15 protein-coding genes are annotated in these 16,351 nt (G+C 42.5%); 7 read left to right on the top strand and 8 right to left on the bottom strand.

Annotated elements, in window-relative coordinates; all coding sequences use genetic code 11:
* Window positions 1-57 precede the first annotated feature (57 nt).
* Window positions 58-2,340 (bottom strand): RelA/SpoT family protein, encoded by a 2,283-nt coding sequence (locus tag FIS9605_RS0109370; protein WP_026732361.1) that lies wholly within the window; start codon window positions 2,338-2,340, stop codon window positions 58-60.
* Between the two features lie 313 nt (window positions 2,341-2,653).
* On the opposite strand from FIS9605_RS0109370, the gene patD reads away from it, so the two are divergent.
* Entirely contained in the window at window positions 2,654-3,019 is a 366-nt protein-coding gene (patD, locus tag FIS9605_RS0109365) for a heterocyst frequency control protein PatD (protein ID WP_026732360.1), read from the top strand.
* Window positions 3,020-3,904: 885 nt separating this feature from the next.
* Here the strand turns inward: patD and FIS9605_RS0109360 are convergent.
* From FIS9605_RS0109360 to FIS9605_RS0109340, 5 genes are all read right to left on the bottom strand, one after another.
* Window positions 3,905-4,441 carry a hypothetical protein gene (locus FIS9605_RS0109360; protein ID WP_026732359.1) on the bottom strand — a complete coding sequence of 179 codons (537 nt, stop codon included), beginning with the start codon at window positions 4,439-4,441 and terminating at the stop codon, window positions 3,905-3,907.
* Window positions 4,442-4,860: 419 nt separating this feature from the next.
* Window positions 4,861-5,229: a cyclic nucleotide-binding domain-containing protein gene (locus tag FIS9605_RS0109355; RefSeq protein ID WP_026732358.1), complete on the bottom strand. Its 369-nt coding sequence runs from the start codon at window positions 5,227-5,229 to the stop codon at window positions 4,861-4,863.
* Between the two features lie 86 nt (window positions 5,230-5,315).
* Window positions 5,316-6,296 carry a magnesium transporter gene (locus FIS9605_RS0109350; protein ID WP_035139498.1) on the bottom strand — a complete coding sequence of 327 codons (981 nt, stop codon included), beginning with the start codon at window positions 6,294-6,296 and terminating at the stop codon, window positions 5,316-5,318.
* A 168-nt stretch (window positions 6,297-6,464) separates the two neighbouring features.
* The gene (locus FIS9605_RS0109345; protein ID WP_026732356.1) at window positions 6,465-6,749 is read right to left on the bottom strand and encodes a DUF5132 domain-containing protein; all 285 of its coding nucleotides are present in this window, start codon (window positions 6,747-6,749) and stop codon (window positions 6,465-6,467) included.
* A gap of 383 nt (window positions 6,750-7,132) precedes the next feature.
* A complete protein-coding gene (locus tag FIS9605_RS0109340; RefSeq protein ID WP_026732355.1) occupies window positions 7,133-7,330 on the bottom strand; it encodes a hypothetical protein in 198 nt (65 codons plus the stop codon).
* A gap of 121 nt (window positions 7,331-7,451) precedes the next feature.
* Between FIS9605_RS0109340 and FIS9605_RS0109335 the strand changes: the two genes are divergently transcribed.
* The 4 genes from FIS9605_RS0109335 to FIS9605_RS0109320 all read left to right on the top strand — a co-directional run bounded on the left by FIS9605_RS0109335 (window position 7,452) and on the right by FIS9605_RS0109320 (window position 10,403).
* Window positions 7,452-7,832 (top strand): hypothetical protein, encoded by a 381-nt coding sequence (locus tag FIS9605_RS0109335; protein ID WP_026732354.1) that lies wholly within the window; start codon window positions 7,452-7,454, stop codon window positions 7,830-7,832.
* A gap of 231 nt (window positions 7,833-8,063) precedes the next feature.
* A complete protein-coding gene (locus FIS9605_RS0109330; protein ID WP_026732353.1) occupies window positions 8,064-9,713 on the top strand; it encodes a dipeptide ABC transporter ATP-binding protein in 1,650 nt (549 codons plus the stop codon).
* A gap of 56 nt (window positions 9,714-9,769) precedes the next feature.
* On the top strand, window positions 9,770-10,063 hold the full coding sequence (locus FIS9605_RS0109325) for a type II toxin-antitoxin system RelE/ParE family toxin (protein WP_026732352.1): 294 nt from the start codon (window positions 9,770-9,772) through the stop codon (window positions 10,061-10,063).
* A gap of 13 nt (window positions 10,064-10,076) precedes the next feature.
* A complete protein-coding gene (locus FIS9605_RS0109320; protein WP_026732351.1) occupies window positions 10,077-10,403 on the top strand; it encodes a HigA family addiction module antitoxin in 327 nt (108 codons plus the stop codon).
* Window positions 10,404-10,494: 91 nt separating this feature from the next.
* On the opposite strand, the gene FIS9605_RS0109315 is transcribed toward FIS9605_RS0109320, so the two are convergent.
* A complete protein-coding gene (locus FIS9605_RS0109315; protein ID WP_026732350.1) occupies window positions 10,495-11,172 on the bottom strand; it encodes a hypothetical protein in 678 nt (225 codons plus the stop codon).
* Window positions 11,173-11,333: 161 nt separating this feature from the next.
* Window positions 11,334-12,308 (bottom strand): glutaminase A, encoded by a 975-nt coding sequence (gene glsA / locus FIS9605_RS0109310; protein WP_026732349.1) that lies wholly within the window; start codon window positions 12,306-12,308, stop codon window positions 11,334-11,336.
* An 852-nt stretch (window positions 12,309-13,160) separates the two neighbouring features.
* On the opposite strand from glsA, the gene FIS9605_RS0109305 reads away from it, so the two are divergent.
* Window positions 13,161-14,213: a septal ring lytic transglycosylase RlpA family protein gene (locus tag FIS9605_RS0109305; protein ID WP_026732348.1), complete on the top strand. Its 1,053-nt coding sequence runs from the start codon at window positions 13,161-13,163 to the stop codon at window positions 14,211-14,213.
* Between the two features lie 167 nt (window positions 14,214-14,380).
* Window positions 14,381-15,988, top strand: a complete 1,608-nt coding sequence (locus FIS9605_RS0109300) for a bifunctional pantoate--beta-alanine ligase/(d)CMP kinase (RefSeq protein ID WP_026732347.1) — start codon at window positions 14,381-14,383, stop codon at window positions 15,986-15,988.
* Window positions 15,989-16,351: the final 363 nt, after the last annotated feature.

Raw genomic sequence — 16,351 nt, 5'->3', positions numbered from 1 at the left:
TACCCCCAACTAGCAAGGGGATAATTCACGTGTTAACGCACCCTGCCAAATTGAGTACTATCCATCAATTTGACCGACGCGGCGAATATTGAGAATATCACTCATTTTCTTAATTTGGACAAATATGTGTTCTAATTGAGAGCGATCGCGGATCTCGATCCCCAAATCAATCAACGCCGGTTGACCAAAAGAAGTTTTGACGTTAGCATGACGCACGTTAATGCCTTGGTCACTCAGCCGCGACAAAATATCCTTTAACACTCCCACCCGATCCAAAGCTTCAATTTGCACATTCACTGGATAACTCTGAGGACGACCAATGTTTTCTGCTGCTTGGTTCCAACTTACCGGCACAAGGCGATCGCACTCTACTTTCTCTAGGTTGTGACATCCTTGGCGATGGATAGATATTCCCTTACCGCGCGTGACAACACCGATAATTGCCTCACCAGGAATGGGAGTACAACACCCAGCCAGATGATACACTAACCCTTCTACCCCAACGATTGGCGAGTCAGATAAGCGCGAAGTCGTTGCCGGCCCTCCATCTCGCAACGCCGCTGCTGCTTTAGCTGTAGTTGGCAGATTTGGTGTAAATTCTGGTTCATTAGTAACAGGCTGTTGCCCCTTAACTATTTCTCGCCAACGGTTTAGTACTAAGTTCAGCGTTATTTCCCCGTAACCCAAAGCTGCGAGTAAATCTTCAGTTGAGTGGTAATTACACTTTTCTGCTACCGCCTGCATTGGTTCTGACTTCAGCAGACCTTCAAAACCTGTTTTACCGAGTTCTTTTTCCAATAATTCCCGACCGCGAGCAATATTTTCTTCTCGGCGCGATCGCTTGTACCATTGCTTAATGCGGTTTTTCGCCGCACTAGTCCTGACAAAGTTCAACCAATCCAAGCTGGGATGGCTATTTTTTTGGGTAATAATCTCGACAATATCGCCATTTTGCAGCCGCGTAGATAGCGGTACCATTCTTCCATTCACCCGCGCACCCGCACAGTGATTTCCTACTTCTGTATGAATGCGGTAGGCAAAATCTACTGTCGTAGAACCTGGACTTAAAGCCACTAAATCTCCCTTGGGAGTGAAAACATAAACATCATCTTCAAAGAGATTATCTTTGATGCTTTCTAAATATTCCTGAGCATCTTTAAGATCATTTTGCCATTCCAATAACTGCCGCAACCAAGTGAATTTTTCATCAGACGCAGTTAAATGGCCAATGTGAGAACCTCCGGTTTCTTTGTACTTCCAGTGGGCTGCAATCCCATACTCGGCGACATGGTGCATTTCGATGGTGCGAATTTGCACTTCTAAAGGACGACCCCAAGGCCCGATCACCCCTGTATGCAGAGACTGGTAACGATTGGGCTTGGGTAAGCCAATATAATCTTTAAATCTACCGGGGATCGGGCGAAATAAATCATGAACTACCGCCAAAGCACGATAACATTCCTCATTGGTCTGGACAATCACCCGCAGTGCTGCCAAATCGTAAATTTCGTGAAATTCTTTGTTTTGGCGCTGCATCTTTTGATAAATGCTATAAAGATGCTTGGGACGACCGCTGATATCAAGACAGCGAATACCTGCTTCTGCCATTCGCGATCGCAAAGTTTCAGCTACTTTCGTTAATCTTTCTTCCCGCGCCGTTCTTTTTTCCGAAACAAGCTGCTGAATTTGGCGAAAAGCTTCTGGTTCCAAATACTTAAACGCTAAATCTTCCAATTCCCACTTAAAACGCCAAATCCCCAAGCGATTAGCTAGGGGAGCGAAAATTTCCCTTGTTTCTAAAGCGGTGCGACGGCGTTTTTCTTCTGGCATGAATTCTAAAGTCCGCATATTATGCAAACGGTCTGCCAGTTTCACCACAATCACGCGGATATCTTGTGCCATTGCCAGAAACATACGCCGAAAGTTTTCCGCTTGACTTTCAGTTTTGCTTTTGAAGTTGATTTTTGAAAGCTTAGTTACACCTTCAACTAAACGTCTGACTTCTGAGCCAAAACGCTGTTCTATTTCTTCAATTGTAACATCTGTATCTTCGACTACATCATGTAAAAATCCAGCTGCTATCATAGCAGCACTGCCTCCTAAATCACGCAGCATCCCAGCTACAGCAACAGGATGGCAAATATAAGGTTCTCCTGATTTGCGGTACTGACCTTGATGCAGGTGATAGGCAAATTCAAATGCTCGGCAAATCAAATCTGTATCATAATACCTTCGGTCATCTTCACTTGCGGCACGATCTGGAGGCGGTGCGGACAAGCAATTTTGTAGCCATTCTGGAATGGTTATATCTACGGGGTGATTGACAATTGCGCTACTCATCATACAATATATCGGGGCTGTAGGTAATGGGTGGTTAAATGGGGGGTTAGATACAATCGACGACATTATCGTCATCAAAAGGACTATCTGCTGACATCTGGGAAGGGAAAGCGATGGCAGGATAATTGCTCAAACCAAAAGTCTGTGCAATTCAGCCAATATAGATATCGAGCATAATGATCCTGGAAATCGATTTATGATAAATTTAGCCCCAAATTATAATTTCCGGGGCAGCAACCTGAACAAAAGGTTAAAGAAGTATATTGTATATGAAAAATTTCTTGACATTAATAGTATCTCAATTAAGTACTGAATGTCTCTCAATCATCAGAAATATCACACCTTCGCAATACTCCTAGAGCAGTTCCGCTCTAATGTTGCGACTAAGCAAATGGATGCACACCAACTGCGGCAACATCTTTCATCATTACAGCAATTTTTTCAGCAACAGATTATACCTTTATCTGAAGAAAAATCGCGGGAATTGTCCTATAGGACAGAGATGAACAAGCAATTGCGACTTTTGGAAATAGATGTGATGTTTTTCCAAGGGGCGCGACAAAGTACGAGTGCTGTTGACAGACTCAAGACAATAAGCGATCGCCTGACGACTCTTATTCACTACTGTAACGCTATCCTAAAACCACCTGCACCAGAGACAGATGCAAAAGAGGAGTAGGAAGTGTTTTGCCAAAACTTGGGGATTGTCTGGATTGCGAATGTTGGTACACAATGAGATCTTGAAGATTTTTACTTGTGAGATTAGAGACTGTATTTAGAATCATAAAGGAAATTGACACTCTCACAGCTGCGACCAACTGCGACAGTCTTCGCTCATCTGTCTTCAAAAGCCGTAAGCTTTTAGTTTGTAGGCGTAGACGCCTGCACCCGTTCCTCCCACTTCTGGTAGAGTATAGCATCCCTGTAGGGTACTCGCCCTTTCAGGTAGCCCTTGCTCAGGGTTAAGGCTACAATTCTCTCATGGATAACATGCTGGTGCGTTTATCCATTTGGGATATGTTTGTGTATACCCTGTTACAAAGTTACAAATGAAGCAATCTGTAGATTGCTTCAAAAAGCTTTTATTTGGTTTTTTATGACTTGTAGAGACGCACCATCATGCACCTCTACAGTTAAAAATGCATGAGCTTAGTTTCAGGAGGTTTTCGCTACCCTCACAAAACTATTTTTAGCTTCTTTAGGCTGCACTATTTCCAAAGAATTTTTACTTTACCACCGTGGTATTTCAACCAAGATTTTCCTATCATGGCACTTAAAAGCGCCTTGATAAAATCATCCCACAGCTACAAGAGTGTGGACTTTTTGCTTCATTAGTTTTAACACTTTCTAAGTGTTGTTGGTTGTATGTTGTTGGTTGTACCCTACGGGAAGCAACTTGCAAAAAGCTTTGAAGAGGACACGGGGACGCGGAGAATGAAGAGGATGCGGGGAGGTGGAGACACGGGGACACGGGGAATATTTTTGATAATTTCTCCGCGTCACCGCGTCTCATTGTCTCCGCGTCAAGGGAAGTGTCACCGTGTCTCACGATCTCCGCGTCTTCCTAGTCGCTACCTTTAGCTTGCCGTTCTAGATACTGACGCACTCCTTCGCTCATTTGTAACAGATTGGGTTCAATCTTTTTACCGAGAAAATCCTCGACTATGTGCGCGATTTGCTTGGCAATGAATTGAGGCACCCCCTTAATTTGCTTGGGATCAATCGTGAGTTCGCCACGACTCTTAATTACAGTGGAATTACCATCGGCAATGAAGTGATTTTTTCCTGTACAGTTGACTGCTTCGCTAAAGGCATGAGTTTCGATTTGCCATTCCAGCAAAAACTCAGCCTCGTTCCAGGTATTGTATTCTGTCCACGAGAGCATATCTTCGCTAATTATAGTCCTTGCTGCCAGTGGAATTTCTCCACCTCCATGCCACTCGTTGATACTGTAAACTCGTCCATTCTCCTCGCGGCGAGATTTAACTTTGACGTAACGCACGTTTGGCATGTACGGAACAAGTTCAACTAGCTTGTCTCGGTAGGTGGCATAGACTAGAGAACACGGGAAAGAAATGCGCGTATCAGCAGAAATGAGCATTTGTCAATCTATTTTTAATTTTTGATTTTCAACTTTGGGTTTAACGCAGTTTCCAGAATGCAAATATTGCATATTTCAAACAAAACAATATTACTAGGAGTGCAGTATCCGCTGCTGAGGAGCCTTTATTCAACGGCAACAAAAACTTGCTGTTTGATGCGCGATCGCCATTAATTTAAAGACTTCCTCACTCTCCTGAATCACCAAATATATAATACTAGCTGGGCATACAAGTATTGATTAAATTTAAAAGCATTTAATAATTTTATAATATTTGATCGGCATTTTTATAAGTTTACGATCATCAAGTAATTTACATAAATTTTTGTAAGTCAGGATTGGGCTATAGTTATAAACAAATCACTAATTGAAAGTACTAATTAATAGGAAACAACCACAGTTAAGTTTGGCAGTGTTGCTTACACTTCTTGCCGCAGACGTTCTAGGCGTTGGGAGTAATTTCCGATCACTTCAAGTGCAAACATAGGAGTTTCCTGAACGGCAAATAGAAACCGCTTTTTATCCAGGTAAGCTAGTTTGCATTCTGTTTTGGCGATCGCTGTATAAGTTCTTGTTTTGATGCCAATCAACACTCCTGTACCAAAGACATTTCCTGCTGTAATGGTCTCCACAACCTTGCCATTGACCAATAAATTAACTTCTCCTTCCATAACACCATACATACAATCTCCCGTTCTTCCTTCCTCAAAGATAACTTGACCAGTTGAAAATACCTTGGGATCGGGTTGTTTTTGGAAGATGGTGATAGTTTTTAAGGGTTCTAACATAGCTTTGTAACTTTAGGGTTAAGAAAAGTTTAAGCTATTTTAGCAAGTTAAGGATTTTTGGGGCGTGTTGTCAACCGGACGCAATCTTACACTCCAAAAAATTGAACAATCAGGAAATAAATTAGTAAACTCATTACGTCCTGAACGATTGTAGCGACAGGGCCAGAACCAAAAGCTGGATCTTTGCCGATACTGTGGAGTAGCCAAGGAAAAAACAAACCTACACTGGTTGCAACACCCCCAGCAGTTACTATCGTTAGTGCCACAGCAAAAGCTAATTGCAAATTCGCAAATGCTACAAGCACGAGTGGGAAACTTAAACCACCGAGAGCAAGTCCAATCAGCAGTCCAGTCCAAAGCTCTCCAGTTAGTAAACTCCGCAAAGAGGTATTGTGGTTAAAAGATAAACCTCTGACAACTATTGCTTCCGTTTGCGTCCCAATCGCATCTGCCAGGTAGACGATCCCAGGCACAAAAAAGGAGACAAAAACACGAGCTTCGAGAGTACTTTCAAACCGAGAGACAACGAATGTAGCCAAAATACTGCCAAGTAGCCCGACAAGCAGCCACGGTAAGCGATCGCGTGCTCGTCGCGTTGGTGGTGCTTCCAAGGCGTGACGTGCCTGGGAATCTTCACCTCGAATACCAGTCAGTCGATGCAGATCCTCAATATGCTCTCGTCTTAAGATGGCAATTAAAGATTGGGCAGGAACGACTCCTAAAAAGTAACCCTGTCGATCAACTACAGGAACATCTACCAATCCGTATGTAACTGCCAACCCCGCAACCTTTTCTTGGTCATCGTGAGGATGGGCTGTTGGTGGTTGCAAAGTCATGATTTCGCCTAGTTTTCGGTGTTGTGGCGCGGTTAATAAATTTACTAGGCGAACTAGACCTTGCAGATGTCCATTTTCATCAACAATATAGATAGCTTCGACAGAATCGAATACATTGCCAGCAAGGTGAGCAAGTACAGAACCGACAGTTTCAGAAGCTTGGGCAAGGGGAACACTTTGGACTAGGTGTTGGGCAGCAGTTTCCAAAAACGGAAGCACAGAAGCTGACATCTGCTTATTCCTTGCAGTTCAATCATTTTTTGGCGGTTGTTGTCTATTAAGTTTTGCAATTCTTTCCTTCAAAAAAGGATGGGCAAAATTCCCATCCCTCACAAAAAGTTACATTGTTATGCAAATGTGCAATGCTGAATTCGGCTATTAGCATGATTCTCCCTTCAGTCAATCAGCACTAGCTTCCACAGGTTCTGCCGATTTCATTCGTGCCTCACCAATTTCAGCCCTTGCTTCTGCCACAATATCTTCCCAAGATTCACCAACTTCTGCGATCGCTCCCTTACTCTTTTCATAGAAAAGGATTCCGCCTTTCACAGCTGTCTTGACTATTGGCTTAGCAACACCAGCAATCACTGGTAAGAAAACAGGCAGAAGAACAACTCCTAAAATACCTGTTACACCAAGGTTTTCAGCTACATCTCCAACATCAGGTAAAATTTTTACACCCATAATATCTGTACCTCTCTTGTCTTAGCTTAATTTCATTTTATCGCGATTAAGTAGATGAAATGAGAAAAAAGTTAACTTATCTAGTTGAATATACCACCTGTTTTTCCTAATATATATTGAAAATTTTCATCAATAGGTTATAAATATTATTTGTTCAGATTTTATTAAAATTTGTTGCTGTTACTGGTGTACCAGCAGCCCATAGTTTGTCAAAAGCATCATAGACCTGTTCTTTGTGTCATTCTTTGACTCAGAGATAAAGTGTAATGTCATACAGAAACATAAAACCTCCTGTCAAAAGGAGTTTGTTGATTTTTTATATTAAAATTTTTGAAAAATATTGAATAACTTATTGAATAAATTTTAACGACAAAGCTATATCTCTACTTATCTTGTTTAGCTTCATCCAGTGCTTTCTGAATAGCTTTTCTCATGAATTCAGAAGAGTCAGGCTGACTTTTAACTTGGTTATACATTGACTCGGTAACTTTAACAGCAAGCAATTTATTAAATGGTTCTTCTCTATCGGTTTTAAAGCCGTGCTCTTTGATATCTGGATTACCGCGCTTATCTTTACTCACTTTACATTGCTTAATCTTGCTTGAAATAATTGGTTAACCTATTGAATAATAGTTAATTGGTAGCTATGGCATCCGTCAAGAGTTCATAGCTACCAGTCCCAATTAACAATGAGACAACTATATGATGACACGCAAAGAACTAGAAGCGCTATCACTTGAAGATTTACGCGCGATGGCATCTCACTATGGAGTGCAACCATTAGGTAGCCACGGTAAATCTGAAGCTTGGATTAACGTACTCACTGCTTTTCCTTATCGCGCTATTGACCAGATGAGAGAGGGTATCGGCTTGCACTCACCTGGAATTGAAATTTACAAATACATCACAGTAGCACTTGATATGATTGGGAAACCTACAGAAAGTCAAATGGGACTGTTGCGACTAACCAAAGAGGAAGAATACTTTGAGGATGAGCAGATGAGGTTTTATCAGGACAAGCTTTATAAGCTGTACAGAGTAAAAACGCTGCTGCATGAAGCGGTAAGGATTCTAGCTAGCTAAGCTTGCGCGATCGCATTATTTCACCCTCCATCATTGGAGGGTTTTTTATTTATGACTTTATAAAACCTGTAGCGTGCGTTAGAGTAGCGCGTAACGTACCAAAATTCATGTTTTAGGTGCGTTAGGACGAATTGTCCTAACGCACCCTACATTATTATGTTTTTTAAGGTTGAGCTACATATCTGATTTAGTAGAAATTGAGAGATAGTAGGCTAAAAGGATTGATATTACGTGAGTATCTTATTTTCTATCGAACATTTGCGGGTTGCCTATCCTCATCGTAGTGGTGAAGAAGCCCAATGGGCAGTTGATGACGTATCTTTCAGCCTGCAACCAGGCGAAAGAATGGGATTAGTGGGAGAGTCGGGGTGTGGTAAGTCAACCTTGGGAAGGGCAGCGATGCACTTGCTACCAGCGTCTACTCGCATTGAAGGACGGGTGACATTTCAAGGACAATCAGTGTTTGATTTAACACCAATCCAAATGCGGAAATTTCGAGGGGAGGCAGTAGCGCTGATCTTCCAAGATCCCATGACGCGCCTCGATCCGTTAATGACTATTGGCAACCACTGTATTGAAACACTCAAGGCGCACTCACCCGAGTTGTCAGCACGAGAAGCCAAAGAAAAGGCGATCGCCATATTAGAAAAAGTTAAGATACCTGCTAATCGCTGGAATCAGTACCCACACGAGTTTAGCGGTGGGATGCGGCAAAGAGTAGCCATTGCTTTGGCTTTATTGCTGCAACCCAAGATGATAGTTGCCGATGAACCCACCACCAGCTTAGATGTCACAGTCTCAGCGCAGATTTTGCAGGAACTAACGCGACTGTGTGCAGAAGAAAACATGGCACTGCTGTTGATTTCCCACGATTTGGCAATGGTGGCAGAATATTGCGATCGCATTGGCGTGATGTATGACGGCAAGATGGTGGAAATGGGTGCGACAGAATCTGTATTTAGGCATCCCCAGCACGAATACACGCGATCGCTCTTACAAGCAGCTTTGCATATTCAAAATGTAGAAGGGACTGGGGAAATTTCTTCCCAATCCCCAATCGCCGATCCCCGATCCCCAATTCTGCGCGTCCTCGAACTAAAACAGCACTACACCATCGAGCCTAATTTTGTTGAGCGATTGTTTAAAGGTCAAGGTCAGACAATAAAGGCAGTCGATGGCATCAATTTGGAACTTTATTCAGGAGAAATTTTAGGATTAGTCGGGGAATCTGGTTGCGGTAAGAGTACTTTATCGCGAACAATCTTGCAACTGATTCGTCCTAGCGCTGGCAAAGTCGAGTTTTTAGGAAGAGATATAACTAACCTATCTCGGCAAGAAATCCGCCAGCAACGGCGGCAAATGCAAATGGTATTTCAAGATCCCCATGCTTGCCTCAATCCAGCGATGACGGTAGGACAGAGTATCGCCGATCCGCTATTAATTCATCAGATCGCAACTCCTGAAGCAGCGAAACAACAGGTATTGTCGATGCTGGAGAAAGTGGGGTTAAAACCGCCAGAAGTTTATTATCAGCGCTATCCCTCAGATTTGTCAGGAGGACAGCAGCAACGAGTAGCCATTGCTCGTGCTTTAATTACTCATCCCAAACTTTTAATCTGCGATGAACCCGTGAGTATGTTAGACGCTAGCGTGCAGTCACAAGTCCTGGATTTGATGTTGGAGTTAAAAGAAGAGTTTGATTTAACGTATTTGTTTATCACCCACGATTTGTGGTTAGCGAGATTTTTGTGCGATCGCATTGCCGTGATGAACGGTGGCAAAATTGTCGAAATAGGCCCCACAAAAGAAATTTTTGCTAATCCTCAGCATCCTTACACTCAAACCCTGCTTGCTGCTGCACCTCTGCTGGCACGTGCTTGAGGAGTGGGGAGAGTATGGATTTGTTCTTAGCATGTCATCCGTGTTATCATGCTAATATGATAGTGTCATTCAAAGATAAAGCGACTGAAGACATTTTCGATGGGAACGACTCAAAAGACGCTCGAAAGAAGTGTCCCGTCAATCTTTGGGAAGTTGCACAAAGGAAATTAGACCAACTGAATGCAGCTTTTTCTTTGGATGACATGAAAGTGCCACCAGGCAATAGATTAGAGGCACTCAAGGGAGATAGAAAAGGTTACTACAGTATTCGGATTAACGACCAGTATCGGATTTGCTTTGCATGGACACCAGAAGGACCTTGTGAGGTTGAAATAGTCGATTATCATTAGGGGGTAATAATTTATGAGAACTCCAAAACATCGTCCTCCGACACATCCTGGAGAAATCCTGCTTAAAGACTTCTTAGAAGCAATGGGAATATCACAAACTGAACTTGCACAAGCAATTCATGTTCCCTATCAGCGAGTGAATGAGTTAGTCAATGGGAAACGTGGTGTAACACCAAGTACTGCATTACGTTTGTCCAAGTTCTTTGGAAACAGTTCTGAGTTCTGGCTCAACCTTCAACAGAATTGGGATCTATACCATGTACTCAAGCAAGAAGAGGATGATATTAAAGCCATATTGAGATTTAGTCATAAGGAACAGAATCAAAGGGTGTCGATGTAGAATTGAAGTCTACATCTGATGCGTCTAAGCGTTTTTTCAGACGCACAATTTTTATTTCACGCATCTTGGCTCAATACGGAAAAAGTGGGTGTCAAGGCTCTCTTTTAATGACAGTCTTAAATTTTTTAGGATCTAAATTGAGTACTACGTTTTCTTTATATTTTTCAGGATCAATCTCCTGCAAAAATTCTGGGGGGACAGGACAAATGAACTTGACAACACCTTCCTTTTCATCAAGAGGGGTATACAAAAAAATTGCCTTGAAAATCGTTTGCTGTTGATTGCAAAAATATCTCAACAAGTCGATAGTTGTTTCGCTCAATACAAATGTCCAATGCGTTACATATATGAGAAGAAAAAGTTCATCGTGCTTTCGAGATTTTGAGTACTTCTGAGATTTATCTAAAATCTTTTTGAAGATATTTTGTGCAAAGTCATAAGGCTTATAACTTTGAGGAGCATGAGCATACCCCCCTTTTATACGTTCGAGTGGAGCAGCTTCCATCAACTCCAAATAAGCAGTTCCTTTAGGTGTGGAAACCTCAAAATCGAAATCATCTAACGGCTTTTTTACAGGATTAGACAAGAAAAACGTTTCCCCTGATTGATTAATTTCTTTATTTGCTGAATTTATAAAACATGAAACGATATGTTGCTCAACTGCATCTTTCTCTTTTGAAAAATGTATTTTTTCAAAACTTGATTTTAGTTCACAATTCTCATCTATACTGGCACGAAGATATCCAAGTTCTCCTGTGGGTTTAGCCATTTGTTTTTTCCATAAAAACCTAATATTTTTATTATGGTACAATTCAACAAAATCTTGGTAAAAGTAAAATATGCAGGCAAAAAGACACAGCTTTTATCAGAATTTACAGCACAGTTGGCTCTACTGCACCTAATCCTTGTTCCTCTTTTACCTCTAAGTATTTACTCTTGACTCTTGACTAACCGCGCACACTCAAACAGGTGTAAACCCAAATGTTGCGAAAGTTCCTCGCACACCTTCACTCCCCGGACGCTGTTACCGCGTGCGTCCAAGCGAGGTGAAAATACTGCGATTCCCATCTTGTCGGGTACTACGGCAATAATCCCACCAGAGATACCACTTTTGGCGGGAATACCAACTTTGTATGCCCACTCACCCGCAAAGTTATACATTCCGCAGGTATACATGACGCTGAGAATGTCTTTGACGTAACGGCTATTAACCGCTTGTTCTTTGGTCATAGGGTTGACACCCTTATTTGCCAGCGTCGCCGCCATCACAGCTAAATCATGGCAATTGACCATCACCGCACACTGTTGAAAGTAAAGATCTAGTGCTGTGTCGATGGGTTCGTCAATCATACCAAAGTTGAGCATCAGGTGTGCCATCGCTCGGTTGCGATGTCCGGTGGTGCGTTCTGATGTAAATACCGAAATATCAACGAATACATCGCGTCCTATATATCTGCGGAACATATCCAGCATCCGGTTCAAACGTTCGGTTGCACCCGACCCCTTGATTAAACTGGTGGTGGCGATCGCTCCTGCATTCACCATTGGGTTGTAAGGTCGCTTAGATTGCTCGTCAAGAATGATAGCGTTGAATGCGTCTCCTGTGGGTTCTACACCCACCCTAGTTAATATGTAATCTCTTCCGTGGTCTTCAAGAGCGAGTCCGTATACAAACACTTTGGAGATAGATTGAATTGTGAATAGCTGCTGGCTATCTCCAACTTCGTAAACTTCACCATCAACGGTGACGATGCAGATGCTGAACGAATCTGGGTCTACCTTTGCCAGTTCTGGAATGTAATTCGCTACTGCACCATTCTGCAATGGCTTGTACTTGCAATGCAAGTCTTCAAGAAAAGATTGAAGTGATGATGGGGGTTTTGCTAAATCTTCTTGGTTTGCCATGAAACTGACAATTCAGTGTGAAAAGTTACGCTTTCTCAACTACCTTGGGTAAGATATTGTGCTTCTTAGCCGTGGTTACAAAGTACTCGCACAGTGCCAGCAAATTTGGTTAAACCGCGACATAATTGGTTCTTATTTTATTGTAAAAAATGCTTCCTTCAACAAAAGCTCGTCTCAAGCTTCTTTGTTGCCAATATATGTAACTTATTTCACTTAATTTTTCAACATCACGTTCAGGTAAGTGTATCGGAGTACTTGTTGCAAATACAACATTATGAAAAAGATTGTTAATATCTAAATAGTTGAAATATTTATCTTGTATGCTAGCTTGAGCTAAGCAATACCCTATTACTCTTGGAAATTGGCAATTGGCAGCTGACACTGAAAAAGTGTTATAAATATAACTTAAAATAAAGTTTAATCTTCAAATTAATACTTTAAGTATATTTACTTGTTTTAAGTATTTTTATGGTTAAATCAACTTTGTTGGAAACTAAATAACATCAATGAGCTTTTTAGGCAAGCACATATGCCATTTGATCGATTTAAATACCAAATATTGTTAGGTTTTCATAATAAAATTTCTAAACAATCAAAAAAAGTGTTACTAAGCCAAAATCCGCTTTTTAGAACGGTTTTGGACTTGAAATTCTAATTTGATTTAGATAATGCTACCAATACTTACGCTAAAACCCTGATCCCCAAATTCAGAGGTTCATGTTAGTCTGTTGCAGTTATTAGCAAAAAGTGAAAGCGGAACGAGTTCGATTGTTGCGGGAAGCCACTCTCAGCAGTGCAACACCTACAAAATCACCAAATCTCTGTTCTACAGTTGCTTTAATAATCGGACGCATGAATCAAAAACATTTGTGGACTGTTGTCGCTGTGTGTAGCACAGTTTTGGGGATGCCCTTAGTTGGACGTGCCGAAACAACTAAGAAAACTGCTCCAACTTCTCTATCTGCATTTTCAGCTGATGTAGTCAAAGTAGGAGAATACCAATCCCCAACAGCGAACCCTGCCTCTAATGCTGCTGCGATCGCAAAGATTCAAACACATGAAGTGACAGGACGTCCAGCGGCAACGCTCTATCTGCGCGATATCCCTGTTCTCAGCTTTTTGGGTCAGAAGTCAGTTACCAGCGAAGAAACTAAAGTTGGTGAAATTGACAGTGCGGGCAAGACAAGCGCTAATCAGGCCAATCAGGGTAGCTTTGCTAAAGACGATCCAGTTCAAAGGGCTAGCAAAGTAGCAGCAAAGATCAACCAGCTAGCCTTGGATAAAGTAGACGCCAGCAAGATTATTGTGAGTTGGAAAGCAGGAGGCGCATCTACAACCTCCAATCAAGACCAGAACAAAAGCATAGCTGGTCAGCAAAAGTCTGGCGATCGCTTCATCATCAAAGTCAATAGCGAAGAACTTGTCGAAATCAATGATGACACGCGGCTAGCGGATACAACTAACGATCCGGCACAAGACGCGTTACAGGCAACCAACCGCCTACGCAGACTTATAGGCAACGCATCTCCCCTAAACGAAATAGCTAACTTACCAGTACGTTCGTCAGCCTCACTACCAAAGTTGCCGCAGCAGATTGCTGGGCGAGTGCGAGACACCATCAAGGGAGTAGCTTCTTACTACGGCTATGATTTTTCCGGCAATCGTACCGCGGCTGGTGAGAGGTTTAATCCAGAAGGAATGACAGCGGCCCATCGCAGCTTGCCCTTTGGTACACGAGTACGTGTCACCAACACCCGCAATGGCCGTTCCGTTGTTGTACGAATTAATGACAGAGGCCCATTCATTCGCGGTCGAGTTATTGACCTTTCCGCAGGTGCAGCACGAATTCTGGGAATGATGGGTAGCGGCATAGCACCAGTGAAAATAGAAGTTCTGGGAAGGTAAAGACATTGGTTGGTGGTTGGTTGTTGGTTGTTGGTTGGTAATTGATGCTCCAAACAACAACCAACAAACAACAAACAACAATCCTCATTACCCCAGTCACTACTCTCTTGCTTCCTTTTCAGATATAAACTAACGGGGAGAGCAAAGGAAAGACTAGGGGTATTTTTGTGCGCCTGTTGACAACAATTGCAGCTCTAAGCTGCTACTTAGCTAAACGCCGCTCGTCAGAAAACATGCTTTTGGAGCAAGAGCGGCCATCAGAATTTGAAGTAACTGGCATATCCTTGACAGCAGTCGGTCTTGTTCCCACAATGGGAGCCTTACATCAGGGTCATTTAAGCTTGATTCAACGGGCGCGACAAGAAAATGCTACGGTAATTGTCAGTATTTTCGTCAATCCTCTGCAATTTGGCCCGAACGAGGATTATCATCGTTATCCCCGCACCTTAGATCAAGACCGACAACTGTGCGAACAAGCTGGAGTAGATGCGATTTTTGTACCAACTCCGGAAGAGATGGGAGTTGACCTGAAGAATATACAAGACTCAAAAGTTACACAAGTCATCCCACCATCTGCTATGATCTCAGGCTTGTGTGGTCGTTCTCGACCAGGTCACTTTCAAGGAGTGGCTACGATCGTGACCAAGCTTTTCAACTTGGTACAGCCTGACCGAGCCTATTTTGGTCAAAAAGATGGTCAGCAACTGGCAATTATCAGACGGCTAGTAGCTGATTTGAATTTCTCGATTGAGATTGTTGCTTGCCCAACTGTGCGGGAACCATCTGGTTTAGCCATGAGTTCTCGCAACAAATATTTGACTGCTACAGAAAAGCAGCAAGCAGCAGTGTTGTATCGCGGTTTGCGGCAAGCTCAAGCAGCTTTTCGCGCCGGAGAACGCAATACGAGCAAGCTAATAGCAATAGTGCAGCAAGAAATAGCAATGGTCAGTTCTGTATCTGTGGAATATATTGAATTGGTTGAACCGACTACGTTAATACCTTTAAAAACAGTTCAGGAGGAAGGAATGCTCGCGATCGCTGCTCGTCTTGGTTCTACACGTTTAATTGACAACACGATTCTGCGCGATCGCCAACCAATCATCGCCATTGATGGACCCGCCGGAGCTGGAAAATCTACAGTTGCCCGCCAAGTAGCGGCAAAATTGGGTCTAGTATATTTGGATACAGGAGCAATGTACCGTGCTGTTACCTGGTTGGTGCTGCACGAGGGAATTGCTATTGATGATGAGTGTGCGATCGCTGAATTAGTTAGCAGGTGTGTAATCGAACTGGCTCCCGGGCAGGATTTACAATCTCCGGTGCAGGTTTGGATTAACGGTCATAATGTTACCCAGGTAATTCGCTCAACAGAAGTAACATCTAAAGTCTCGGCCATAGCTGCACAAAGCGCTGTGCGTCAAGCACTGGTAAAACAACAGCAAAGCTGGGGCAAAAAAGGTGGTTTAGTCGCGGAAGGACGGGATATTGGTTCCCACGTTTTCCCCGATGCAGAAGTGAAAATCTTTTTAACCGCCTCTGTGAAAGAACGCGCGCGTCGTCGCCAGCAAGACTTTCAAAAACAAGGTCAAAGCGAAGTATCTTTGGAACAGTTAGAGAAAGATATTGCTGAACGCGACTGGAAAGATAGCACTCGCAAAGTTTCGCCTTTAAAGAAAGCACCCGATGCGATTGAAATTAGTACTGATGGTCTATCGGTAACTGAAGTGACAGAAAAAATAGCGGACTATTATCAGCAACGGTTATCTCAATTTTAATCAGCAAGCTGCGGGTTAGAAGTAATGCGATCGACTCAGTTATCAAGAAGATTGGCGATCGCACACCAATTCAAGCTAATATCCTGAATTTTTAGTTATATAGTGTGTTCCTTATTGAAATAGCCTTTTTATTGGTTTCTACGCTCTTTGTTGAGTAACCCTTAACTTGTCGAAATTTTAAGAATTGACCAAATCTTAGAGTCAAATGGTTAATTTATTTGTAGCGAGAGCAGCAGGGCAGAAATAACCAGAATGTGAGAGTATGGACAAAAATGTAGATTTTATAAGCATTATAATCTTCTGTTTCTTGCCTTGTTGTACTAGAGACTCTTGTACAAACTCGCTATCCTAGAGGAAGAGCAA

The organism is Fischerella sp. PCC 9605, assembly GCF_000517105.1.
Lineage (GTDB): Bacteria > Cyanobacteriota > Cyanobacteriia > Cyanobacteriales > Nostocaceae > PCC9605.
This window is presented reverse-complemented; position numbering and strand designations above follow the sequence as displayed.

Bases quoted from the DNA above. Each gene is read 5' to 3' on its own strand.
- FIS9605_RS0109370 (WP_026732361.1), bottom strand. From the start codon at position 2,340: ATGAGTAGCGCAATTGTCAATCACCCCGTAGATATAACCATTCCAGAA.
- patD (WP_026732360.1), top strand. From the start codon at position 2,654: ATGTCTCTCAATCATCAGAAATATCACACCTTCGCAATACTCCTAGAG.
- FIS9605_RS0109360 (WP_026732359.1), bottom strand. From the start codon at position 4,441: ATGCTCATTTCTGCTGATACGCGCATTTCTTTCCCGTGTTCTCTAGTC.
- FIS9605_RS0109355 (WP_026732358.1), bottom strand. From the start codon at position 5,229: ATGTTAGAACCCTTAAAAACTATCACCATCTTCCAAAAACAACCCGAT.
- FIS9605_RS0109350 (WP_035139498.1), bottom strand. From the start codon at position 6,296: ATGTCAGCTTCTGTGCTTCCGTTTTTGGAAACTGCTGCCCAACACCTA.
- FIS9605_RS0109345 (WP_026732356.1), bottom strand. From the start codon at position 6,749: ATGGGTGTAAAAATTTTACCTGATGTTGGAGATGTAGCTGAAAACCTT.
- FIS9605_RS0109335 (WP_026732354.1), top strand. From the start codon at position 7,452: ATGATGACACGCAAAGAACTAGAAGCGCTATCACTTGAAGATTTACGC.
- FIS9605_RS0109325 (WP_026732352.1), top strand. From the start codon at position 9,770: ATGATAGTGTCATTCAAAGATAAAGCGACTGAAGACATTTTCGATGGG.
- FIS9605_RS0109320 (WP_026732351.1), top strand. From the start codon at position 10,077: ATGAGAACTCCAAAACATCGTCCTCCGACACATCCTGGAGAAATCCTG.
- FIS9605_RS0109315 (WP_026732350.1), bottom strand. From the start codon at position 11,172: ATGGCTAAACCCACAGGAGAACTTGGATATCTTCGTGCCAGTATAGAT.
- glsA (WP_026732349.1), bottom strand. From the start codon at position 12,308: ATGGCAAACCAAGAAGATTTAGCAAAACCCCCATCATCACTTCAATCT.
- FIS9605_RS0109305 (WP_026732348.1), top strand. From the start codon at position 13,161: ATGAATCAAAAACATTTGTGGACTGTTGTCGCTGTGTGTAGCACAGTT.